This window comes from Pseudomonas flavescens (assembly GCF_013408425.1).
GTDB lineage: Bacteria > Pseudomonadota > Gammaproteobacteria > Pseudomonadales > Pseudomonadaceae > Aquipseudomonas > Aquipseudomonas fulva_A.
In genome coordinates, this window is sequence record NZ_JACBYV010000001.1 from 2,533,517 (window position 1) to 2,556,518 (window position 23,002).

General features: G+C 60.8%; 17 protein-coding genes. 9 read left to right on the plus strand and 8 right to left on the minus strand.

The features are described from left to right. The first annotated feature begins 312 nt into the window (after positions 1-312). Both FHR27_RS11255 and FHR27_RS11260 read left to right on the plus strand, forming a co-directional pair. Positions 313-2,223 carry a hypothetical protein gene (locus tag FHR27_RS11255; RefSeq protein ID WP_179538601.1) on the plus strand — a complete coding sequence of 637 codons (1,911 nt, stop codon included), beginning with the start codon at positions 313-315 and terminating at the stop codon, positions 2,221-2,223. A 372-nt stretch (positions 2,224-2,595) separates the two neighbouring features. Next, complete coding sequence (locus FHR27_RS11260; RefSeq protein ID WP_179538602.1) at positions 2,596-3,822, plus strand: hypothetical protein; 1,227 nt, start codon at positions 2,596-2,598, stop codon at positions 3,820-3,822. Between the two features lie 298 nt (positions 3,823-4,120). Here FHR27_RS11260 and FHR27_RS11265 read toward each other — a convergent pair whose 3' ends face one another. Next, entirely contained in the window at positions 4,121-4,309 is a 189-nt protein-coding gene (locus tag FHR27_RS11265; protein WP_179538603.1) for a hypothetical protein, read from the minus strand. 127 nt (positions 4,310-4,436) lie between these two features. On the opposite strand from FHR27_RS11265, the gene FHR27_RS11270 reads away from it, so the two are divergent. Further along, entirely contained in the window at positions 4,437-5,000 is a 564-nt protein-coding gene (locus FHR27_RS11270) for a type 1 glutamine amidotransferase domain-containing protein (protein ID WP_179538604.1), read from the plus strand. 340 nt (positions 5,001-5,340) lie between these two features. Next, positions 5,341-6,111, plus strand: coding sequence for an SDR family NAD(P)-dependent oxidoreductase (locus FHR27_RS11275; RefSeq protein ID WP_179538605.1), 771 nt, complete (start codon positions 5,341-5,343; stop codon positions 6,109-6,111). A gap of 445 nt (positions 6,112-6,556) precedes the next feature. On the opposite strand, the gene FHR27_RS11280 is transcribed toward FHR27_RS11275, so the two are convergent. After that, positions 6,557-7,807: an MFS transporter gene (locus tag FHR27_RS11280; protein WP_179538606.1), complete on the minus strand. Its 1,251-nt coding sequence runs from the start codon at positions 7,805-7,807 to the stop codon at positions 6,557-6,559. A 99-nt stretch (positions 7,808-7,906) separates the two neighbouring features. On the opposite strand from FHR27_RS11280, the gene FHR27_RS11285 reads away from it, so the two are divergent. Continuing rightward, positions 7,907-8,872: an AraC family transcriptional regulator gene (locus tag FHR27_RS11285; RefSeq protein WP_179540090.1), complete on the plus strand. Its 966-nt coding sequence runs from the start codon at positions 7,907-7,909 to the stop codon at positions 8,870-8,872. A 117-nt stretch (positions 8,873-8,989) separates the two neighbouring features. Here FHR27_RS11285 and FHR27_RS11290 read toward each other — a convergent pair whose 3' ends face one another. The 4 genes from FHR27_RS11290 to FHR27_RS11305 all read right to left on the minus strand — a co-directional run bounded on the left by FHR27_RS11290 (position 8,990) and on the right by FHR27_RS11305 (position 11,689). Further along, complete coding sequence (locus FHR27_RS11290; RefSeq protein ID WP_257026887.1) at positions 8,990-9,541, minus strand: hypothetical protein; 552 nt, start codon at positions 9,539-9,541, stop codon at positions 8,990-8,992. Between the two features lie 399 nt (positions 9,542-9,940). After that, the gene (locus FHR27_RS11295) at positions 9,941-10,309 is read right to left on the minus strand and encodes an antibiotic biosynthesis monooxygenase family protein (RefSeq protein ID WP_179538608.1); all 369 of its coding nucleotides are present in this window, start codon (positions 10,307-10,309) and stop codon (positions 9,941-9,943) included. A gap of 41 nt (positions 10,310-10,350) precedes the next feature. Beyond that, positions 10,351-11,325, minus strand: a complete 975-nt coding sequence (locus FHR27_RS11300; RefSeq protein WP_179538609.1) for a zinc-dependent alcohol dehydrogenase family protein — start codon at positions 11,323-11,325, stop codon at positions 10,351-10,353. A gap of 61 nt (positions 11,326-11,386) precedes the next feature. After that, positions 11,387-11,689, minus strand: coding sequence for an ArsR/SmtB family transcription factor (locus FHR27_RS11305; RefSeq protein ID WP_042555548.1), 303 nt, complete (start codon positions 11,687-11,689; stop codon positions 11,387-11,389). A gap of 283 nt (positions 11,690-11,972) precedes the next feature. Here FHR27_RS11305 and FHR27_RS11310 point away from each other — a divergent pair, with 283 nt between their 5' ends. Continuing rightward, positions 11,973-13,604, plus strand: a complete 1,632-nt coding sequence (locus FHR27_RS11310; protein WP_179538610.1) for a hybrid sensor histidine kinase/response regulator — start codon at positions 11,973-11,975, stop codon at positions 13,602-13,604. 165 nt (positions 13,605-13,769) lie between these two features. Further along, entirely contained in the window at positions 13,770-15,890 is a 2,121-nt protein-coding gene (locus FHR27_RS11315) for a CHASE2 domain-containing protein (RefSeq protein ID WP_179538611.1), read from the plus strand. A gap of 19 nt (positions 15,891-15,909) precedes the next feature. Here FHR27_RS11315 and FHR27_RS11320 read toward each other — a convergent pair whose 3' ends face one another. Together FHR27_RS11320 and FHR27_RS11325 are read right to left on the minus strand one after the other, a co-directional pair. Continuing rightward, on the minus strand, positions 15,910-16,506 hold the full coding sequence (locus FHR27_RS11320) for an OmpA family protein (RefSeq protein WP_179538612.1): 597 nt from the start codon (positions 16,504-16,506) through the stop codon (positions 15,910-15,912). 14 nt (positions 16,507-16,520) lie between these two features. After that, positions 16,521-16,985: a FecR family protein gene (locus FHR27_RS11325; RefSeq protein WP_042554345.1), complete on the minus strand. Its 465-nt coding sequence runs from the start codon at positions 16,983-16,985 to the stop codon at positions 16,521-16,523. Positions 16,986-17,089: 104 nt separating this feature from the next. On the opposite strand from FHR27_RS11325, the gene FHR27_RS11330 reads away from it, so the two are divergent. Next, complete coding sequence (locus FHR27_RS11330; protein WP_179538613.1) at positions 17,090-19,210, plus strand: HD domain-containing phosphohydrolase; 2,121 nt, start codon at positions 17,090-17,092, stop codon at positions 19,208-19,210. A 314-nt stretch (positions 19,211-19,524) separates the two neighbouring features. Further along, the gene (locus FHR27_RS11335; protein WP_257027079.1) at positions 19,525-22,944 is read left to right on the plus strand and encodes a GAF domain-containing protein; all 3,420 of its coding nucleotides are present in this window, start codon (positions 19,525-19,527) and stop codon (positions 22,942-22,944) included. The last annotated feature ends 58 nt before the right edge of the window (positions 22,945-23,002 follow it).

The following is a 23,002-nucleotide window of genomic DNA, read 5'->3' on the forward strand; positions in this document are numbered from 1 at the left end:
GTGACCTCGGTACTCACCTTGGATAAACCTCTGCGCGGGCTTCCCTCGCGACAAATTTCTCAGAAATCATAGCAGGGGTTTATCCGGACGTTTTTACACACTCTGGGCCAATAGCTGTTGGTCTCGATAGGCCAAGCAAGACTAAGAGCTAACTGCCTCCTCGAGACTCCAAACGTACCAATAAAAGTCGAGCCTTTCACGCTTGAGCCCTTCCCGGAATATGGCAATCTGCGATCGCTCTCATCCGCGCCTCTCCTAAAGCAGGCGGCGAGCGAAACTTCGGATCCGATAAACCAATCAAGGATGTGCCATATGCGCCTGCTCGCCTCATCACGCACCACCATTTTCCTGGGCGCGATGTCCATGCTTCTCGTCGGGTGCACGCAATTCACGCCAGCAGCAATGCCAACCGGTATCTCCGATGGCGTCTATACCCACCGTTTTCAGACCAGTCCGGCCACCTCGGCTTTCGAATACAGCGGCGAGTGGAAAGGCGGCGTACCACAGGGTAAGGGATCGGGGCGCTGGTTCGACTTCAGCGGCAACCTGAATGTAACCTGCAAAGGTGAGTTCAGAACGCCCCAGCCCGGCTATCTTGAGGGCGACGGGGAAATCTACCGCCCCAACGGCACGGTGCTGTTTCGCGGACAAATTAATGGGAGCCTGACGTTCGGCTCCGGCTGCATGGCCGGTCCCAAAGGGACCTACACCTCACCTGCGGGCTGGACGGTCAGCTCCGACAAATTCACCATGGTCTCCTTCTCGATGGGAGTTTATTTGCTCCCAGGCAGCACCTGTACCTTGGGCGATCCTCAGGGCAATACCTGGACCGGCACCTGCAGCCTGCCCACACAGTCCAAACACGCCAACATTGCTTTTGACGGCGTGACTTACAGCCTTCCCCATCTAGAGGCCACCAAGCAATATATTCACTTCGATGCGGCAGGCATCGTCAACTTCCCCCTGGCCAACGGCCCAGGCGTCATGCGCTTTGCCAACGGCGAGCAGGTACAGGGGAACTTCGACCTCGGCCACTTGGATGATGGCCTGGTACAGGTCACTTCACCTGATGGCAAGGTTTCTCAGGCCATGGTCAGCAATGGCAAGCTGGGGTCCCGCCATATGTCCAGCGCTCAACTGGCCAGCGCCAAGTCGTGCGGCTTCCCTGGCTGGCGCCTCGCAAGTGGTACCTGCGAACAAAACAGCTGGTCAGGCACTGTGGATGCTTACGATGCATCCGGTTTGGAACGCATTTCCGGCCCGTTCAAGAAAGGCGTTCCTGCTGGTACCGTCACCTGGTCCAGATTGGACACCGGCCTGCAGATTCGAGGCACCATGGTGGCAGTCAACGGTGGCTTGGGCTTCACCAAGGGCCAAGTGAGCATCAATGAAAGCCCGATTTATGAAGGCGAGATGAGCAGCTTCGCTCCCGACGGCAATGGAGTCTGCACTGTCGATGGCAGTCCCGAGCGTTGTGAATACTCCCAGGGAGAGCGCATCGATGCCCTGTACAAGACCCGGCTGGAAAACAATCGCCTGCGCCGTGAGATGGCGACCAATCAGGAGGCACAGCAGCTAGCTCAACAACAAGCTGCAGCTCGCCAGCAGGCGCAAACTGGCTCGGGCGGTGCTGACCTGTTCGGCAAGGTCATGGCTATTGGTATTGGCGCGGGAGCTGTCAGCTCGGTATCTGGAGTTTCCAGCGAAATCCGCAACCAAATGATCACCGGGATGGCGGCCGATATTCTCACCGACGGCCAAGCCGGAGGCATCGCCACCGCACAACAGAACCTCGGCGTACAGAATGCAGGGAGCTTGCAGCCCGCGGTGTCGGCGCTGAGTGGTGCCAGCATGGGCACCAACAGTGCACTCAAGGGGAGCTCAGCAGTAGCCCGTCGTTCGGAGACCGACGCCTCTAATGCAACCCTGCAGAACATCGCTGGTATTAGCAGCACTCCGGGCCATGCCGAGCGCAGCCAACAGCTGGACGACATCGTTGCCCAGGTAGCCGCCGATGCTGGAATGAAAACCTTCGATGCCACCTACCAGTGCTCACCAGAGGAGCCACAGCAACACGTCACCGTGCCGTACAAGAGTGAAGCTTGCCGCGTCGCCAAGCAGAACTGGTTCCAGGTCTATGCCTGCAATGATGTCGAGCGTATGGGTGCCGCCAACCAGAAGTGCCTGGAAAGCTGTGGCAACGCTGGGTGCGATGAGCAATAAGGCCGCTTTAGACTCCTGCCGAATAGATGCCCACAAAAAGCCCCGGTCTTGTGGCCGGTGCTTTTCTCGGCACCTATTGGCAAGGCGCTCTACCGTGCTTATCGATTGCCCCATGTTAGAGCACCAACGGCTTGCGCTCCCTAGCAGGTCCGAAGTTAGCGGTTTTGCGCTGTCCGCTATTGGCCGGTTGCAGCCGGTGGCAGCAGGCAGCTACCGGCCAGAAGCAGACATCCAGCACGCTGAGCAAATCCCCCCAATTTCTTGTCCGTTTTTGTATATTTGCTGCAGGATGCGCTACTTAAGCATGTCAGAGGCCTGCCGTACCAAGACTCGCAGTTTTTACTACCGTGAAAACCAAATTAAGGAACTGTAATGTCCGAAGGATCATTCGTCATAATTACCCCTAAATCTCAGGACAAAAACCTGGACAAGCTTCTAGCGTTTTTGAACGAGAACGAAATAGTGGGCATTGAGCAGACCCGCACGGAGCTCTATCGGATAATTAGTGCTGAAACCGAGTTCCAATTAAGCCCGAAGAAAGTGGTGAGCTTTCTCCAAAATTTGCTCGAAGAAAACGGTTGGTATCGCCTTTACGAAAACAACGAATACGGAACTGAAACGTTCTGGTATGTTGATCAGAACAGAGCGTGGCGAACTCAAACTGAGCAGGACGAACCCAACCATCACACACTGCGTGCCTACACTAACTGGCATCAGGGGCTTGAAGGCATCAACTACGGCGTTCTGGAGCCTAGCGAGCTCAGAGTGCTGGAAGAAAAATACGGGTTGTTTGACGCTGCCGGAAACCCTGTAACCGACCCTATCTCTTTTCGCTCACTAATTAACAGCGGTGCGACACTATTTGGTAAGAATCTCACAGTCCCGCACGCTGGCAAATACTGGGACTGGTACGTTCCAGATTACCAAAGCCTGGCAAAGGGCATAGCTTTGCAGTGCCTTGCTGATGACTACACTGTTCAATACCGCCGTAGCTATATCGTTGAAGGTGACATTGGCTATGTCTGGTCGTGGTCAAGTGGCCAACGCGAAGTTTTTCTAATCTTTCTTCATTTTGGCGAATCGTCCTATTGCCAACGCATTGTCAGTTCCTATAGTGATCTGACTGCAGATGAAGCCATTTTGGCTGCTTACTATGACAATGACTTGCCAGAAGCAGAAAAACCCACTGTCATTGCACCTCCGACGGACGAGTACCTACACGCGCCCCTGGAAAGCATCGACATCAGTCCATTCGATGCACAAAGCTGGGTGAACATATTTGATGGCAGAGTAATTTCGCCGTACATAGGCAGGCTTGTAAGATGCGATGAAAAGTACTACCTATACGACCGTTGGCAGGAGAGCGATACACGCATAGAGATCCAAGACCCAGAGCTAGATGAGCAGCTTAAAAGAGAGGTGCCTGAGATTTATGCGCAATTAGGTGCTGGCCTTTATCTCAAGCCAAAGTTACTAATGAAGAATAGACATGAAATAGCCAAGCTGTTGGCGGCCAGGTTTATTGAGTATTCCGACGAAGACAAAGAATTGGTGATTGCAGAGTTGGCCTGCAAGGTTGCATATACAACGATAGTTTGAGGCTGGAAATAAACATCAGCTTGGCGCACTGGCATTCGTTAATTTGCTTAATTACAGGCGAAACCAAGCGGACGGAATTGTCCCCAAGGATGCTCTGAACAAGCCCGGATTTCGTGAAATCGCAACCTTGTAACCCGCATGGTTGTTGGGCTGACTGTTGCAAGAAAGGCCTTTTTCAGACCGTCTCTAAGCGTGTTGATGTTAATGACTGCTTCTGGCCGAATGCTGCCCGTCGTCACCGGCAGCATTCGGCCAATGGCACCCAGCGCTCGACTGCCGCCCGCCTCACCCTGCCCGCTCAGTTGCCAAGTCGCTCACCGGCGCCTGCTCGCGCAATATCGACATTCGCATAGACGTGCTCTGTACGAGCTTCAAGGCGCAGAAAACCTTGCTTTCCGTGGCTCCAGGTCACGCGGGTGATGCGCTTTACCTGCTCGATTCTTGCAGGCACGAATGTTAAATCCTCGACTTTCCTGGCTTCTTCCATCGCATTGCGCTCAGGACGAATCCGGATGAACTTTCAAAACCGCTCTGACCTCCCATCTTCAACGCGTCGGAAGAATCATCAGCCGCACGCTTCCTTTTTACCTTGATGAGAGGACTGAGTGACCACCATGAGTAATCAACTGGCAGGCAAAAAAGTACTGTTCATCACCTCGAATACGGGGATCGAGCGCGATGAGCTGGTTAAACCGCTTGAAGCGCTCAAGGCGCAGGGTGCTTCGGTCACCCATGGCTCGAGTGACGGCGGAACGACCCAGACGTTCGTTCAGGACACGGAGAAAGATCGCACGGTCGACTCTCAGGTTGCGCTGACCGGCCTCAAGGCGTCGGATTTCGATGCGCTGGTAATCCCGGGCGGTACGGTCAATGCCGACACGCTGCGCTTGGATGAAAACGCCCAGCGCCTGGTGAAGGAATTCGCCGATGCGGGCAAGGTAATCGCTGCGATTTGCCATGGGCCGTGGCTGCTGATCAACGCTGGCGTTATCGGTGGCAAGACCCTCACCTCCTATCCCAGTGTCAGGCTCGATCTGGAAAACGCCGGTGCCGCCGGTTGGGTGGACGTTGAAGTCAAGCAATGCCAGGCCAATGGCTGGACCTTGATTACTTCGCGTAACCCCAATGACATCCCGGCGTTCAACGAAGCTATCGCTAAAGCGCTTGAGGTGGCGTGAGGCGCAGATCAGCAAAGGCCCAGCCGGCCGGCTACTGGATCAGTGCCTGAGGTCTCCAACGCAGTGTGGGCTTCAGGCCAACGGCAGCCCTTGGCCACGTCCAGTGGCTGGGCTGATCTTTGGGCACTGAGCAGCGTGAACGGCAGCCCGACCGGGCTGCCATTTACCGCTGGAGAATCCGCTGATCGATACGTGATCGCCCTGGGTGCACAGGGGCACCGTCGCGTGCATCGGTGTCCAGCTACAGTCTTTTGAAGCCATTCAAGATAGAACCGAAGCTACCCTTTTCCGGGTTCTCAGGTCATAACTGACACTTCAGCCATGCTCCTCAAGGTGCCTTATGAGTTTGATCCCCGGACTGGACAGCGAAGCTGATGTGCTCATATGCGGGGCCAGCCGAGGTATCGGCTTGGCCCTGTGCGCAGCGTTACTTGCTCACGATGACGTGGCCCGGGTATGGGCGGTAGCGCGACAAGCCAGCACCTCCCCAGAGCTGGAAAAGCTTGGAAAGCAGTACGGCCATCGCCTGAAACGCGTCGACTGCGACGCGCGCGATGAGCGATCCCTCGAAGCACTTGCGAGCGAGACGCGTGAACAATGCGATCACCTGCACCTCGTCATCAGCACGCTAGGCATTCTTCATCAAGACGGTGCAAAAGCGGAAAAGGGCCTGACACAAGTGACGCTGGCGAGCCTGCAAGCGAGCTTCGCGACCAACACCTTCGCGCCGATCCTGTTGCTTAAACACCTACTCCCGTTATTGCGCAAACAGCCCTCCACCTTCGCGGCGCTCTCCGCGAGAGTGGGCTCTATCGGCGATAACCGATTGGGTGGCTGGTACAGCTACAGATCCAGTAAAGCGGCGCTCAACCAGTTGCTACACACGGCCAGTATCGAACTGAAACGCCTGAACCCTGCCTCCACCGTCCTGGCAGTGCATCCAGGCACGACGGACACGGGTCTGTCTCAGCCATTCCAGGCGAACGTGCCCGATGGACAACTGTTCGAACCAGCGTTCTCGGCGGATCGCATTATCGAGTTGGTAGGAGCACATGGACCGGCCGACAGCGGAACCTTCTGGGCTTGGGACGACAAGCCCATTGTCTGGTGACTTGCTACTGGCGAAAACCAGATAGCTGTCAGCCCACCCCTTCCCCATCCGAGCGGCTGTTTTCGGCCAGAGCGGCCCTTTATGAACAGCACCACCTCTAGCTGTCATTAAATTGAGGTAACAACGCGGGTTTCGAGGGCTACATTTACCGGCGGTAGCTCATTAATCAATACGACGGCCTCGTCGCCCTGGTGAAGGTAGATCAATGAGTCACCGGTCTTGAACTTAACTCTGAATCCGGCCAGCCAAGGTTCTTGCCCATTTAAAGAGCCAACAACTCCCTCAACTGCGCAATTTTTTGTGTTCTCAAGCTGGGTTGCTTATAGACCTGCAAGCAGGTTCTCCCTCATCCAGGAGCATGTCACGTTCGGCTCTATCTCAAAGGCCGCCGATAGCAACCGGCCATGGGCGCTATTCGCCGACTCCCAACAAGTGACCACACATCCTAAAGATGCAGAACCGGCCTGTCCCCTGCGCCGTGCCCTGGCGCTTCGACCTTGACCCGCATCCCGATCAACAGCGCTGCGAGCAGCATCAGGATTCCGGCAGCGACAAATACGCCGGCGACGCCACTGAAACTGAACATAGCGCCCCCGGCAGCGGCACCCGCTGCGATCGCCGACTGCACCGAGGCTACGACCATTCCTCCCGCGCTTTCTGCCTGGTCTGGCACCGCCCGGGCTACCCAGTTTGACCACGCTACTGGAACACCACCGAAAGCCATGCCCCAGAGAGCCAATAACAACACCTGAGACGGCACAGAAGCAGGCAGCAAAACCAGGGCTAATGCTGCAACGCCGACCAGCGCAGGCATCATCACCATCGTCCCCCAGGGGCTACGCTCGAGTAGCCAACCTGCCAGCAGGGTGCCGACGAAGTTAGCGGCGCCGAAACCCAGCAGCATCAGCGCCAATCCTTCGGCCCCCACGCCGGTTGTGCTTTCCAGGAACGGCCGGATATAGGTGAACAACGCGAAGTGCCCCGTATGCACCAGCACGCAGCCCAACATGCCCACGGCAATGCCCGGGCGCAGCAACACTTCCAGCACCGTTCTCAAGCGGGCCGGCCTGCGCGGTGCCAGAGGTGGCAGCGTGAAAAGCTGGAAAACCAGCGTCACTACCCCGACGGCGGCGGCCGCCACAAAAGCACTGCGCCAGCCATACAGCCCGCCCAAATAGCTGCCCAGCGGTACCGCCACCACAGTGCCCACCGCAATACCGCTGAAAATAATCGACAGGGCCCGCGGCAGCAGCGTCGCCGGCACCAAACGCATCGCCACTGCCGCCGCCATGCTCCAGAAGCCGCCCAGTGCGATGCCGAGCAAAATCCGCATGATCAGCAGAACCATCAGGCTGGAAGAGAAAGCCACCAGCAAGTTGGAGGCAATCATCAGCGTGGAAAAGCACAGCAATACCACGCGCCGGTCGATCCCTCGCGTCAAGCCTGGCACCAGTAACCCGGAGAACAGCGCCACTACCGCCGTGACTGTCACCGCCTGCCCCGCCAAGGCTTCCGACACACCCAGCTCAACAGCCATCGGCGTCAGCAAGCTCGCCGGAAGGTATTCCGCCGTCAACAATCCAAACACGCCCATCGCAAGCGAAAATACCGCCATCCAGGCCGGTGTTGCTGGCTCTACATCAGCCTTGGTGCCAAAGCTCGCGTCAGCCTCGACGTCACACACCCTATTACCCATCACTAAATACCTCTGGAAATAATCTCAACCAGAAGTCTATGGACGCAGAGCAGGATGTTCTATGATGCAAAGCCTTCAGTTTTTGACCAAAACCCCGAAATGACATCCATGGATCAGTTCGCCTTATCGTCCGATCTCATCAACGAGCTGTTACGCGGCATGCGCCTGCGGGGCGTCGAGTACCGCCGCATTCAGGCCGGCCCCTTTTTCGGGCTGGGTTTTGCTGCCAAACCAGGACACGCCTACTTCCACTTCCTTGCCGTCGGCACCGCCGTCCTGCGTGCGGCGGATGGCACGTTGTACGAGTTGTCGGCCGGCAACGCGGTGTTCATCGCCCAGGGTGAAGCCCATCAACTTCTCTCAAGCTTGGACGTACCCGCCCAAGACATCGGTAGCTTCGACGCGGTCCCCCTCGGCGACGCGATCTGCGCCGTGGATGCTTCCCCCGATGTCAGCCCCAGCACCATTATCTTCAGCGGCTGCATGGAGTTCGAACTCACAAGCTTGCAAGGCCTCGGCGGGTTGATGCCTGGTCTGATGCTGATTGATGCCAGGGGCCAGCGTTACCCTGGGCTTATGCCGATTCTCGCCTCCATGGAGCGCGAAGTTCGCTCTGCACGCATCGGCTTCGCAGGCATCCTCGCTCGTCTCGCCGACGTAGTGGCGGCGATGATCGTCCGTGGCTGGGTTGAGTGCGCCTGCGGCAATGCCTCAGGCCTGGTGGCCGCGTTGCGCGACCCCAGGCTGGCCAGTGCGCTCTTGGCCTTGCACCGGGAGCCTGCGCGTGACTGGACCGTCGCGGAACTGGCGGCACAATGTAATATCTCTCGCTCGGTCTTCGCGGAACGCTTCCAGGTCACTGTAGGCATCCCCCCGCTGCGCTATGCAACGGAACTGCGGATGCGCCTTGCCAGCCAGTGGCTGAGTCTTGAGCGACTGCCTATTGAGGCCGTAGCGCAGCGCCTGGGCTACACCTCTCAGGCGGCCTTCAGCCGCGCCTTCAAGCGCATCACCGGCCAGCCACCGGGCGCTAGCCGGCGAACGGCTCGTTCTATCGCATCCTGAAGGATGAAAATGTGGAGTGTGCATACGCACTTGTATCGATCTGGTAATTCCCCCCGATGAGCGGGATGCTATGGGTCGACCGGCGCCCTTCACACCAGGCACCAACACCGCAACGAGTCATCCCTTTTCCACCTCTTTCAAACCATCGGACGGGACGTAGATCCATCCTTCAGAAGGGTCGATGGTAGGCGGCGGATGAGCCAGCAGATCCGGTCGTTTCTCGAATGCCCACCCAATGAGCGCGCAGGTCAGCGCGTCCTCCAGATCCGGGTGGTACAACTCATCGCGGGGCTTGGCTTTTGCCGAGGCAGTGCCATCAATATCCTCGTAAAACGGCAAGCGGAGCGCGCGGATGCTTGCTGATCGCTTGCACGCCGATGGGTAGGCCTCGATGGCGTGGATGCTAGAGCCGTCCGTCCACAGCCCACACCTTTCGAGTTCCGGTGCGAAACGCGCAAGGAAATGAATACCCTTGGTGGCCTGACTGCCGATCATGTCCTTGATGGGAGACAACGGGGACAGCCCTCGCTCAAACAGAAACCGCTCCGTCTCTCTGTGGAGATAAGGGTTCGATGATGAGGAAAATATTTGCGCAGGCGCCCGCCTGGAAACAATCAGATCCGTGAAGCCTTTGGAGAACCCCAGCGGTGTGTCGATCGCGAAGAGCAACCGGCATGAATCACCCCGAGGTGGCTGGACCTGGCACAGTTCGAGGATTCCCTTGACCAAGCCCTGAGCGCTGTTCGCTTCGTTGAAGAGCCTGCGCAGGTTCCCCCTCCATGGGGTGCCAACGAGCGCTCTGGCCGAGTCGAGAATGACCAACGCATCCCGACTCGCGGGGTTCTTGTCGCAATTCCAGCCCCCAACGTCCCAACCGACGTAATACGTACACCTGTCTTTCACCAGAATCCCTCGCACTGAAACCCGCTGACGACAATCAGGTGGGTAGAACCTTCCATTCGCACCTGTCCCTCCACCACGTGCTGATCCGGGTCGTGTACCCATGACTTCGCACCCGGCGGTTCACCGCTTGCTTCGGGTTGGATATCTCCGAAACAGCCCATCGCTTCAGAACCACACGCCTTTTGAGGCTCCCGCACTACCCAAGCTGACGGCGCTGTTCGAATCGGCCTGTTCGCCGGCAGCAAAAGCCGCCCCTTCGATATGGTAAACCGTCGGCTCTGCCGAGAAGTATTGCGCCAGGCCCTGCATGAACAACTGGTGGTCTTCGCTCTCTTCGAAACCTGGCGTGTGGTCCTCGAGTGATTGCCAGCGCACTATCAGGTTGAATTGCTGGGGGCTTTCGATGCCCTGCGCCAGCATGTGGCCGCAATAGCCCTTCGCGCGGGTGAGCAAGGGTGCGACCTCGGCAAAGGCTCGCCTGAACAGTGCAATGCGGTCTTCGTGAACGGGCAGTACAGCGATCTCGTAAATCATGGCATTACTCCAAAATGGCTTGGCCGGGTGAAAGGACGCACTCAGGGGATGAGCGATGGCTCGACCGCAATCGCGATTTTTCCTCGCATGCCGTTGTTGGGGCTTTCCAGCCGGGCGTGGGCCAGCCCGATGTCGGCAAGCGAATAGACGGCGCCAATGTGAGGCCGCAGCTGACCGCGCTCCACCAATGCGCTCAACTCATCGAGCTTGCCGCGGTTCTGCCGTGTGAAGACGAAGTGATAACTGGCGTTCTTGCCCCAGGCCTGCACGACGTTTTGTGGCTGCGCGATATCCACGATCGTGACGACGCGGCCGAGCTGCGCAAGCGCGTCAGGGCTGCGTGACAGCGTGTTGCCGCCGATGGTGTCGAACACCACATCGACGCCATGGCCATCGGTTGCCCGCATGACGGCGTCGACGTAGTCCTCTTTTTCATAGTCGATGATCACATCGGCACCCATGCTGCGTGCGAACTCGGCGTTCGCTTGGCGCACGGTGGTGAACACCCGTGCGCCCATGGCTTTCGCCACCTGGATCGCCACATGGCCGACGCCGCCCGCGCCACCGTGTATCAGGATGCTCTCCCCTACTCTGAGCACCGCACGCACGACCAGCGCCTCCCACACCGTGCCACCAACCAGGGTGAGGCTCGCCGCTTCGAGATGGCTCAGTGAAGGAGGCTTCTTGCCGATGATGCTTTCGGCCGCGACGTGGTACTCGGCATAGCTGCCTGGCCCTGCGAAGATTTGCGGGGTGTACCAGACTTCGTCTCCCGGAACGAAGCGGGTCACGCCTGGCCCGACGTCTTCGACAACGCCCGATACGTCGTGGCCGGTGATGGCCGGCAACTGCACCAGGTCGGCATAGTCGCCACGCCGCACCTGGTAATCCAGCGGGTTGATGGAGGTCGCGTGAACCCGGACCAGCACGTGCCCTGCTGGTGGTACGGGCTTGGCTACGTCGTGCAGCTGGAACGCTTCAGGACCGCCGAATGATGTGAGTGTCATGGCTTTCATGGTGAATCCTCGTATCGACAAAAAGGGATATCGAGATATTTCGATATATTGCGGTAAAAAATTACAGCTCTTTCCCGATGACCTCGGCAAGCGCACCGATGGTTGCTTCGTTGCGCTTGTAGTAGGTCCATTGACCGATGCGCCTGACTTCGACCAGGCCCACTCGCTGCAGCGTGGCTAGATAACCAGACACCGTCGACTGCGACAGGCCGATACCTTCCTGAATACTGCTGACGCAGACGCCCACCGTGAGAACGTCACCCTCATCCTGCGGAGGGAAATTCTTTGCGGGGTCCTTCAAGCCTTTCAGGATTGCCAGGCGTGTAGGGTTCGAGAGGGCTTTGAATACTTCGATCAATTCCATGCGCCGATAATATCGAGATTTATCGATATGTCAATACGGGCTGCAGCGCATCGAAGGCGGTCCCCTGCATGCCGTCTTCTCGAAGCCATCGCCCTCTCCTCTCTACCGTCGAGAGGCCTCTGAACGAGAAAACGGTGCCTGGGTTTCAAGGCAGGGCGTGTTGGCGACCGAATAGTACGAATGTACTAAAGGCCCCCGTGACGCCCTTGTCGTATTGCGCCTGCAAAAGTCTGCGCACTAAGGTGGGCGGATATTCGAATCGAATGGCTTTCGGGAAGTTTCCATGTTCGCAACCGCCCCCACCGTATACGACGTCGAGCGTTCTCAGGCGGTGGTGCGTCTGATCATCGCCCCCATCATCACCAGCTACGCGCTGCTGCTCCATCAGCTATCGATCATAGAATCGTGGTTGGCCCTGCAGGTCCTCTGGCTGATGACGGCGTGCTTCGTCGTTTCCCTGGTGCTGTGGGTCGATATTCGTCGCCGCCCCGGCAACCGACCGGCAAGGCGAGTGCTCACCATGCTCATTGACTATGGCTGCCTTACCGCGATGATCGCCGCAGGCGGCGCGCCCATGCTGCCGATCTATGCCGTGCTGCTCTGGGTGACCGTCGGCTACGGGCTGCGTTACAAGTCAGGTTACCTGTTGCTGGCAACCATCATGGCCATGCTCTCGCTGCTCATGACCGCTGGCATTTCGACCTATTGGCAGTCGCAGCCGTATCTGATCGTCACCCTGATGCTCACTACCCTGATGGTGCCCGCCTACATACACACCCTGATCAAGCGCTCACGCCGGGCGACCGAGGCCGAGCAGGCCGCCAACCTGGCCAAATCGCAGTTCCTGGCGCAGGCCAGTCACGACCTGCGCCAGCCCATTCACTCCATCAGCCTGTTCACCGCCTGCCTGCGCGACGGCAGCCTGGATACCGAGCAGAAGCGTCTGGTCGAGAACATCGACAAATCGCTGCACAGCGTTGCCCGCCTGTTCCGTTCGATTCTCGACATCTACTCCCTGGACAGCGGCAAGGTGGCTCCGCAGATGGAGACCCTGCCGCTGCACAAGCTGCTGGAGCACCTGATCCAGCAGAACACCGAGGCGGCTCGCTGGGCCGGAGTCGATGTTCGCCTGCACTGCCAACCGATCTACGTACGTGCCGATCACGCCCTGCTGACCACCATGCTGCAGAACCTGCTCTCCAACGCGCTGAAGTACGCGTCGGGCAAACCCGTGCTGATTGGCTGCCGGCGCAAAGGCACTGGGCTCTCCATCGAGCTGTACGACAAGGGCCGCGGTATCGCCGAAGCGCACCTCGATAACATCTTCGAAGAGTTCTACCGCGTGCGTCAGGCGCGCGACAGCGATGTCGAGGGCATGGGCCTGGGGCTGACGATCGTCAGGCGGCTGGGCACGCTGATGAATCTGCGCATCCGCATTCGCTCGGTAGAGGGCCGGGGCACCCTGGCGGCAATCGACGGCCTGCACCAGGTGGCGGCGCCGGTCGAGCGCAGCGCGCCCACGACGGGCGTGAGCCAGGTACCTCGCATGCTCCACGGGCTGCGGGTGTGCCTGATCGAGGACGATCAGAACGTGCTGCTGGCCACCGCCACCCTGCTGACGAAATGGGGCTGCGAGGTCTCCACCTTCACCTCGCTACCCGACGTGTCGACGGACTTCGACCTGGTGGTCACCGACTTCGACCTCGGCCGCGAGGCCTCCGGGGCCGACTGCATCAACCATGTGCGCGCACTCAGCGGCCGCAACGTGCCTGCCATCATCATGACCGGGCACGACGTGCGCCATGTACAGGAGCAGTTGGCCGACGACGCTATTCCGATCTTGTCCAAGCCCGTGCAGCCTGCGGAACTGCGTTCGCTACTGGTGGCGCTGAAACTGAAAGCGCAGGCTGCCTAGCGCCTGCAGCATCGAGCCGGTTCGTACGCGCCTCGAGGTCGGTTTTACCGGCCGGATCGGGGCCTTGCACGTTGCCGAAGCGAGGCACTCGACCTGCGCGGCATTTTTTTCGGTATCTTCGGCACACCCATTTGCAGTTCTCCATCCTGCCCAGAGCCTTTGAGCGTGCCTAGATTCCGTCTGTTTTCAGTGGGCGGCGGCTTCTGCCTTGCCGTCCTGCTGGGCCTCCTGCTGGTATTTCTGCTCGACCCGCTGCCGGTACAGAAAGTCCGCAACGCGGTTTTCGACCAGTATCAACGTTGGCAGCCACGTGATTACCAGGCTGCGCCAGTGCGTATCGTCGACCTGGACGAGCAAAGCCTCGAGCGCATCGGCCAGTGGCCCTGGGCTCGCACCCAGGTCGCGGCGCTGGTGGACAAGCTGGAGCAGGCTGGGGCGGCTGCCGTGGTGTTCGACGTACTGTTCGCCGAAGCGGATCGCACCTCGCCTTCCCAGCTTCTGCGTGGCAACCCGTTGCCAGCCGAGTTGGCCGCCGGGCTGGCAGCCTTGCCGGACCATGATGCGCAATTCGCCGATGTGCTGAAGCGTGGCAATACGGTGCTCGGATTTGCCGCCGAGCGACGCGGTAAAGAGCTCGGCCCACCGTTGAGTCGCTTTGGCATGGTGCTGCAAGGCCCTTCCCCGGTTCCGTTCGTGCCGGCCTTCCAGGGTGCTACCCGCCCGCTGCCGCAGCTGGAGCAGGCGGCTCGCGGCGTCGGCGCCATGACGTTCCGGCCCGATGCCGACGGTGTGGTGCGGCGCGTGCCGCTATTCGTGTCGCTGGCTGGCGAGTTGCGCCCGTCGCTGGTGGCGGAGGCCCTGCGCGTTTCACAGCGCGCCGGTCGCTACCGGATCATCAGCAGCGAGGCCGGGGTGCAGCGTGTCGATATCGGCCGGCTGCAGATTCCCACTGCCGCCAGCGGCGAGCTCTGGGTGTATTTCTCCCCGCCCCGAGCGGCCCGCAGCATCCCTGCCTGGCAAGTGCTGGACGGCTCGGCGCCGCCCGTTGCGGGCAGCATCATCATGATCGGCACCTCTGCCCAGGGTTTGCAGGACCTGCGTTTCAGCCCGCTGGGCGGGATCATTCCAGGGGTGGAGGTTCACGCCCAGGCACTGGAACAGGTGCTGACCGACACCTTGCTGCTGCGGCCAGGCTGGTCGCTGGCGGTGGAGAGCCTGACCCTGCTGCTGGGCAGCCTGGCACTGGGGCTGCTGGCACTGAATGCGCCCGCCCTGGTATCGGCGGTGCTGATGGTGGCGCTGGTCGCCCTGCTCAATGCTGGCGCCTGGTACGGTTTCGTGGCGCACCGGCTACTGCTCGATCTGTTCACGCCCTCGATCGGGCTGATACTGGTGTACGGCGCCGCCAGTATCGTCCGCCACATGGCTGCCGAACGCGAACAGCGCTGGATACAGACGGCATTCTCACGCTATGTATCGCCCAACCTGGTCAACCATCTGGTGGCGCACCCGGAGCGCCTGACGCTCGGTGGTCAGCGGCAGCTGTGCAGCTTCGTGTTCACCGACATCACCGGATTTACCTCGATGATGGAGCGCCGGACTCCCGAGGCGGCGGTCAGCCTGCTCAATGATTACCTGGAACAGGTCATTGGCATCGCCTTCCGTCATGACGGCACGCTGGATCGAATCGTCGGCGATGCGGTGGCGATCATGTTTTCCGCGCCCATCCCCCAGGCCGACCACCCGCATCGGGCGCTGTCCTGCGCGCTGGAGATCAATCGCTTTACCCGGTCCTACGTGGCGTCGTTGCACGAGCAAGGCATCGAGTTCGGCCAGACGCGCATCGGGGTGCACAGCGGTGAAGTGGTGGTGGGCAACTTCGGCGGCTCGATGATCTTCGACTACCGCGCCCTGGGCGATCCGGTGAACACCACGTCACGCCTGGAGAGCCTGAACAGCCAGATCGGCACCCTGCTGTGCGTGTCCGAGGCGATTCGTGACAGCTGCCCCGAGGTGCCGATGCGGCCCGTTGGCGAAATCGTGCTCAAGGGCAAGGTCGAAGCCGTGCAGGTGTTCGAGCCGCTCGAGGCGATGATGGCGCCGGTCGGGACCTGCGACGAGGCTTACGAGGCCGCCTACGCTCTGCTGGAGCGCGGTGATCACACGGCGCTGACGGTGTTCGAGACGCTGAGCGAGCAGCGCCCGTGGGACGGGCTGACGGCCTTTCACCTTCAGCGCCTGCGCAGTGGCGAGCGAGGCACCCGCCTGGTGATGGCCCGCAAGTAGACGCCTGCCGGTGCAGGCTTCAGCGCACGGTGACTTCGACCCTGCGGTTGGCGGGCTCCGGTTTGTTGTCCGGGGTATCGACCAACAGGTTGCCTTCGCCATGGGAGGTAACGACGAGCTCCAGCGCCTGAAGGCCATTGTCTTGCAACTGCCGGGCAATGGCCCGGGCGCGCAACAGCCCCAGATCTTCGTTGTACGTCTTGCTGCCAACGGTGTCGGTGTGGCCGATCACCGACACCGCCGAAGGCCCACGCTCCCTGACGGTCTGCAGCACTTCCGGAATTTCCGCCTGGGACTTCTCGGTCAGGCTGGCGCCGCCGGTCTTGAAGTACAGCAGGTAGCTTTTCGGCATCGCGGGCTGCGCCGCCCGTGCCGCGGAAAAGTCCTTGTCGAGACGGGGCTCGGCCACCTGGAACGGCTGGGCGCTGCTGCCGTCGAGGTTGACGGCATAGCCCTTCTGGTCGACACGCGTGAGGCCCTTGTCGGTCCTGACCTCGATGGCGCCTGTGGTTCCGTCGGGGCTCTCCACCAGCACCACATAGGATTTGGAGGCGCAGCCGCTGGCCAGCAATGCGAAGACAACAACGGCGATTGCATGCGTGGATGATGTGGACATTGCCGTACTCGAACTCAGTCGACCTTGACGAGGAAGTGGGTGCCACGCACGCCGATGGTGCCGGTCGGGGTGTTGATCTCGACGGCCTTGGGCTTGAGCTTGGCGATGGTGCCGGAAACGTAATCGAGCGTGCCGTGGGTGATCTTGGCGCTGAGTTTCAGGTCGTCCTGGGCCGGGTCGAAGAGAAATTCATCGATGGTCAGCTCGCTGTTGGGGCCGAAAGACATCAGGGTGTTGTCCTTCAAGGTCACCCCCATCGAGCCTGCCGGACCGGTTTTTACCACGCTGCCGACGTACAATGGCGTGCCAATCGTCGCCGATTGCGTTGTGCCATCTATGCTGACGGTGGCTTCTCCCTGTACCTTCATCACGTAACCTATCGATGTCGCTGGCTCAGCTGCGAGCGCTACCGAGGCCAGCAAGGCACTGGCAAGTGGCCATATCCTGAAGCGAGCAAACACAGTAATCTCCTTCTTCATTCTATTTCCCTTAGTTGAACTGAGCGTTGCACATCCAGCCGCCACAGCGTTGCGTGGCCGGATGTACGAGTAGTACGCGATGGGACCCGAGCGCAGGTTGCAGTATGTCATCAGGGCAAATCAAGCCGCGATTCAGGCTACGGTTCAGAAGCAGCAAGCTGGTGGTCGCCAGCTTCGTGCTTTTGCAGCTGGGGCCTATATTGGCGCTTACCCTGGGTGTTGCGCCAGCGGTCTCGCTCTGCCTGTCCATCGTGATAGTGCTGTGCACCATGCCGCTGGTGCTCAACGGAATGGAAAGCATCGATCGCACCATCGATCTGCTGGTGCAGGACACCCAGAAAATCCGCCAGATGGATTTTTCCGGCGAGCTGCCGCCCGCGTCGATGTTCGCCGAAATCGAAACCCTCAATCGCAACCACATCGAGATGAAAGCGGCCCTGCAAAGCCAGACCCACGCGCTGCAGGTCTCCCAGATGAAGCTTTCCAGCCTGGTCGAGAACGGCCTGCTGCTGTCATCCGAACGCGACCGTGACGCGCTGCTGCGGCATATCCTGATGCAGGGCAAGCGCATCTGTAATGCCCAGGCCGCCACCATGTACCTGAAGACGGAGCACAAAACGCTGCGCTTCGCGTTGCGCTCCATGGACGATGAACTGCCGACGTTCGAAATCCCCCTGTACGACCCGCAGACCGGGCTGCGCAACGAACGGCATGTGTCGACCTACGCGGCACTGCACAACGAAACCGTGGTGATCGACGACGTCTACGCCGAGAGCCGTTTCGACCTTAGCGGCACCCGTGGTTTCGACAGCGAGTCCGGCTTCCATACCGTCTCCATGCTGACCGTGCCGCTGGCGCCACGTGGCGGCGAAGTGATCGGCGTGCTGCAGTTCATGAATGCCCTGGATGTCGACACCGGCGAGGTGATCGCCTTCTCGCCACAGGTGATCTCGTTCATTGGCGCGCTGGCCTCCCAGGCTGCCGTCGCCCTGGAAAACCACAACCTCATCGATTCGCAGCGGGCCTTGATCGACGGCATGATCGAAATCCTCGCCGGCGCGATCGACGCCAAGAGCCCCTATACCGGCGCGCACTGCGAGCGCGTACCGGAGCTGGCGATGATGCTCGCCGAGGCCGCCAGCGAGGTCAGCGAAGGGCCGCTGGAGCACTTCCGTTTCACCACCGCAGACGAATGGCGCGAGTTTCGTATCGGTGCCTGGCTGCACGACTGCGGCAAGATCACCACGCCGGAACACGTGGTCGACAAGGCCACCAAGCTGGAGACGATCTACAACCGCATCCACGAGGTGCGCATGCGCTTCGAGGTGCTGTTGCGCGATGCGCAGATCGAGCGCCTGCAGCGCGTGCTGGATGGCCAGGATCGGGCGCAGGCCGATGCGCAGTATCGGCAACTGGCCCAGACGCTGCAGGATGAATTCGCCTTCATTGCCGGGTGCAATATCGGCGGCGAGCTCATGAACCCCGAGCATGTGGGCACCCTTCACACAGCGGGAGAACGAACCTGGCTGCGGCATTTCGATGATCGCCTGGGGCTCTCCACCGCCGAGTTGGCGCGCGTCGCCGAACTGCCGGTAATGCCGCTGCCTGCGGTCGAACGGCTCTTGGCCGACAAGCCCCATCACATATTCCCGCGCCCCGAGACCAAGGCGTTCGACCCCAAGTACGGTTTTCAGGTCAGCGTGCCCGAGCATCTCTACAACCATGGTGAGCTCTACAACCTGAGTATCAGCCGCGGCACCCTGACTGCCGAAGAGCGCTTCAAGATCAACGAGCACATCATCCAGACCATCGTCATGCTCGAAAATCTACCGTTGCCTTCGAACCTCAAGCGGGTTCCCGAGTACGCCGGCACCCACCACGAAACCCTGCTCGGAACCGGCTACCCGCGAAAGCTCGACAAGAGCCAGCTGTCCATTCCGGCGCGCATCATGGCCATCGCGGATATCTTCGAAGCGCTGACCGCCTCCGACCGCCCCTACAAGCAGGCGAAGACCCTGTCCGAGTCGATCGAAATCCTCGCCAGGCTGCGCGACAAGGGCCATATCGATGCCGATCTGTTCGCACTGTTTCTGCAGGCAGGGCTGCCGATGCGTTACGCCGAGCGCCATTTGCACGCCGATCAGATCGACGCCATCGACGTCGATCGCTTTCTGCCCCAGGAAGAAATCCGTGAAACTGCCGAGACCGCACACCCAATCGCCTGATCTAGAGCCCTCGACCCGACCTTGCCAGTGCGGCTGTTTTGCGTACCCCCGAAGATTTTCGGGCGGCCCATTTCAGGCGTCCTAAAATTGAGCGATGCTGTTCGTACTGTTCGGCAGTCGTATGCTGAGAAACTGAAATTGGACCATGCCAAGCAAGGGGGACGCCCTTCCCCTTTCGCCACATTCATTTTGCAGCAGCCCCCGGAAGAGATATCTGTGGCCGCCGTCGGGAGATCGATTTGCCTACTGTTCCGGTAGCCCCACAGAGTGATGAGCGCCTGTCTCATTTGCTCGATGCCAGCGAGCGACTGGTCATGGCCGGATCGGTGGACGAGGTCGTCGCCATCCTGCGCGACACCGCGCGGGCTGCTGTCGGCGCGGAGGGCGTCGCGGTCGTCATCGAACACGACGGACGCTGCTCTTACGTGGCGGAAGATGCGGTGTCTCCCCTTTGGCAAGGCCAGACCTTTCCGGCCGACCACTGCATTTCGGGGTGGGTGATGCACCACGCCGAGACGGTCGCCCTGCGTGACGTCCGCCTCGACCCGCGCATCCCGCAGGATGCCTACGCGCCGACCTTCGTCCGTAGCCTGGTGATGGTGCCCATCGGCAGGCCGGTTCCGGTCGCAGCGCTCGGGGCCTATTGGTCGGAGGCTCGCGAACACGACGACGATACGATCAAACGCCTGGAAAGTCTGGCGCGCCTGGCGACGATCGCCATCGAGAATGCGCGCCTTACCCAGGCACGCAATCGCGCGGCAGCACTTGGGGCTGCGCAGAACCGCATCCTGGAACTGGCCGTCGCAGAGACGCCCCTCAGCTCCACCCTGGATGCGATCGTCCGTGAGGTGGAAGCGTTGTCCACCTCCCGTTTCCTGGGCAGCATCCTGCTTCTGGACGAAGACAGCCAGCAACTGCGGCACTGCGCAGGGCCGAGCCTGCCGCGCGCTTACCATGACGCCATCAGCGGCCTCGCCATCGGCCAGAGCCTGTGCGCGTGCAGCACCGCGGCACTGCACAGCGAACCACGGTACGCGTCGGACATCGCCAACGATCCGCTGTGGGCCGAGTTCCGGGAGCTGGCCGTCGGGCAGGGTCTGCACGCCTGCTGGTCGACGCCGATCCGTTCGGCGCAGGGCGACCTGCTCGGCACCTTCGTCCTGTACCACAGTGAACCCCGCCAGCCTCTGTCGGCGGACCTCGAGATCGTCGACTTCGTCGTGCAGACGGTCGGGCTGGTCGTGCACCGCGCCCGGGCGGAGGCCGCTATCCGGGTCAGCGAGGCGCGCTATCGGCAGATCGTCGAGGGCGCCGAGGACTTCGCGATCATCACCTTCGATGCGCAAGGCACGGTAACCAGCTGGAGCATCGGTGCGCAGCGCATCGTCGGCTACCGCGCCGAAGAGGTGGTGGGCCGCGCGGGCGACCTGTTCTACACGGCCGTGGACCAGACCGAGCATGTATTCCACGCCGAGCTCGAACTCGCCCAGGCTCAGGGTCGGGCAGCCAACGAACGCTGGCACGTTCGCAAGAACGGCACGCGCTTCTGGGGCTCAGGGCTGATGATGCCGCTGGCCATGGATCATGGCGGTTTCGTGAAGATCTTCCGCGACCGTACCGCGGAGCACGAGGCAGAGGCGGCGCTGCAAGAGAGCGCAGCGCGGTTGCACTTTTTCGATGAGCTCGACAGCCAGCTCTTCAACATCCGCCATGCCGAAGAGGCGATGCTCGCAGCGATCGGGCTGCTCGGACGGACGCTGAATGTATCGCGCTGCGCCTATGCGGACGTGGATATCGATCACGACCGTTTCTGGATCCGCAGTGACTACAACGCGCCCGGCATCCAGAGTTCGGCCGGAACCTATAGCCTCGACCTCTTTGGCCCAAGGGCTGCGGCGGACATGCGCGCCGGGCGCACGTTGATCGTCCGCGACGTCATGGCGGAGCTTGGCCAGGATGAGGGCCGCGAGACCTTCAGCGCCATCGACATCGGCGCGATCATCTGCTGCCCGCTGGTGAAGGATGGCCGGCTGACGGCAATGATGGCGGTTCACCAGAATCAGCCCCGGGACTGGTCGCCGTCAGAAATTTCCCTGGTCAGGGAGGTCGTCGAGCGCTGCTGGGCGCATGTCGAACGCGTGGCTGCCGAGATGCGCCTGCGCGAGAGCGAGGAACGCTTGCGCCTTGCCGTCGACAACGCCGAGGTCGGCTTCTGGGACGTGGATATCGTTCAAGACACGCTGATCTGGTCGCTGCGGACCAAAGAGATCTTCGGCATCTTTACTGACGTGCCGGTGACGCTGGACGACTTCTACGATGGCCTGCATCCCGAGGACCGAGAGGCGACGATAGACGCTTTCGTAGCGGCGGCCGACCCTGAGCGCCGTACGCTTTACGATGTCGACTACCGCACGATTGGCCGGGAGGATGGCATCGTTCGCTGGGTGGCAGCCAAAGGCCGTGGGGTGTTCGATTCAGCTGGCCGTTGCCTGCGCGTCACCGGCACTGCAGTCGATATCTCCGCCCGCAAGGCCGCCGAGGAAGATCTGCGCGAACTCAATGCCACGCTCGAAGGCAGGATCGTCCAGGCCATCGCCGAACGGGAAGAAGTTCAGGCGGCGCTGCGCCAGAGCCAGAAGATGGAAGCCATGGGGCAGCTTACCGGCGGCGTGGCACACGACTTCAACAACCTGCTCACGCCGATCGTCGGCACGCTCGACATGCTCCAGCGCAGAGGCGTAGGGGGCGAACGGGAACAGCGGCTGATCGCCGGCGCCATGCAATCGGCCGACCGGGCGAAGACGCTCGTGCAGAGGTTGCTCGCCTTCGCTCGCCGCCAGCCGCTGCAGGCGGTTTCGGTCGACGTGGGCAAGCTGGTGAGCGACATGGGCGATCTGGTGGCCAGCTCTACGGGGCCGCAAATCAAGGTCGTCGTCGATGCCCCGGAGCATCTGCCAGCGGCGATCGCGGATCCGAACCAGCTGGAAATGGCCCTCCTGAATCTCTCCGTGAACGCGCGCGATGCCATGCTCGAGGGCGGAACGATGCGCATATCGGCAAGCACGGAGTCGGTCCATGAGGGACACCGCTCGAAGCTTGCGGCAGGCGAGTATCTTTGCCTGTCCGTGGCGGACACCGGCACCGGCATGGATGCGGCCACGCTCGCCCGGGCGATCGAGCCATTCTTCTCGACCAAGGGCATCGGCAAGGGGACCGGGCTCGGCCTGTCGATGGCCCACGGGCTGGCATCCCAGCTAAACGGCGCGCTGACGATCCAGAGCACGCCCGGTCTGGGCACCAATGTCGAGTTCTGGCTGCCGCGCAGCACGACAATGCCGCTAGAGGCGTCGCGCATCGTCGAGGCCCCAGAACCACGATCGACGCGTGGGGTGGCCTTACTGGTCGACGATGAAGAGCTGGTACGCGCCAGCACCTCCTACATGCTGGCGGACCTGGGCTACCGGGTGATCGAGGCCGCGTCAGGCGAAGAAGCCATACGCCTGCTGGACAGCGGGCAGCAGTTCGACCTGCTCGTCACGGACCACCTCATGCCCGGCATCAGCGGCACCGATCTGGCCAGGCGGGTACGTACTGCCCGGCCCGGCACCGCGGTTCTGATCGTCTCTGGCTATGCCGAACTTGAAGGGCTAGATCCGGATATCCCGCGGCTTGCCAAACCGTTCCGCAAGAACGAGCTTGCAGAAACTCTTTCCCAGCTCGGCGGCCAACCCTGAGACGATCGCGAGCCTGAGGGCGGATGGGTACCGCGTACGGTCCTGTAGCACTGTCAGG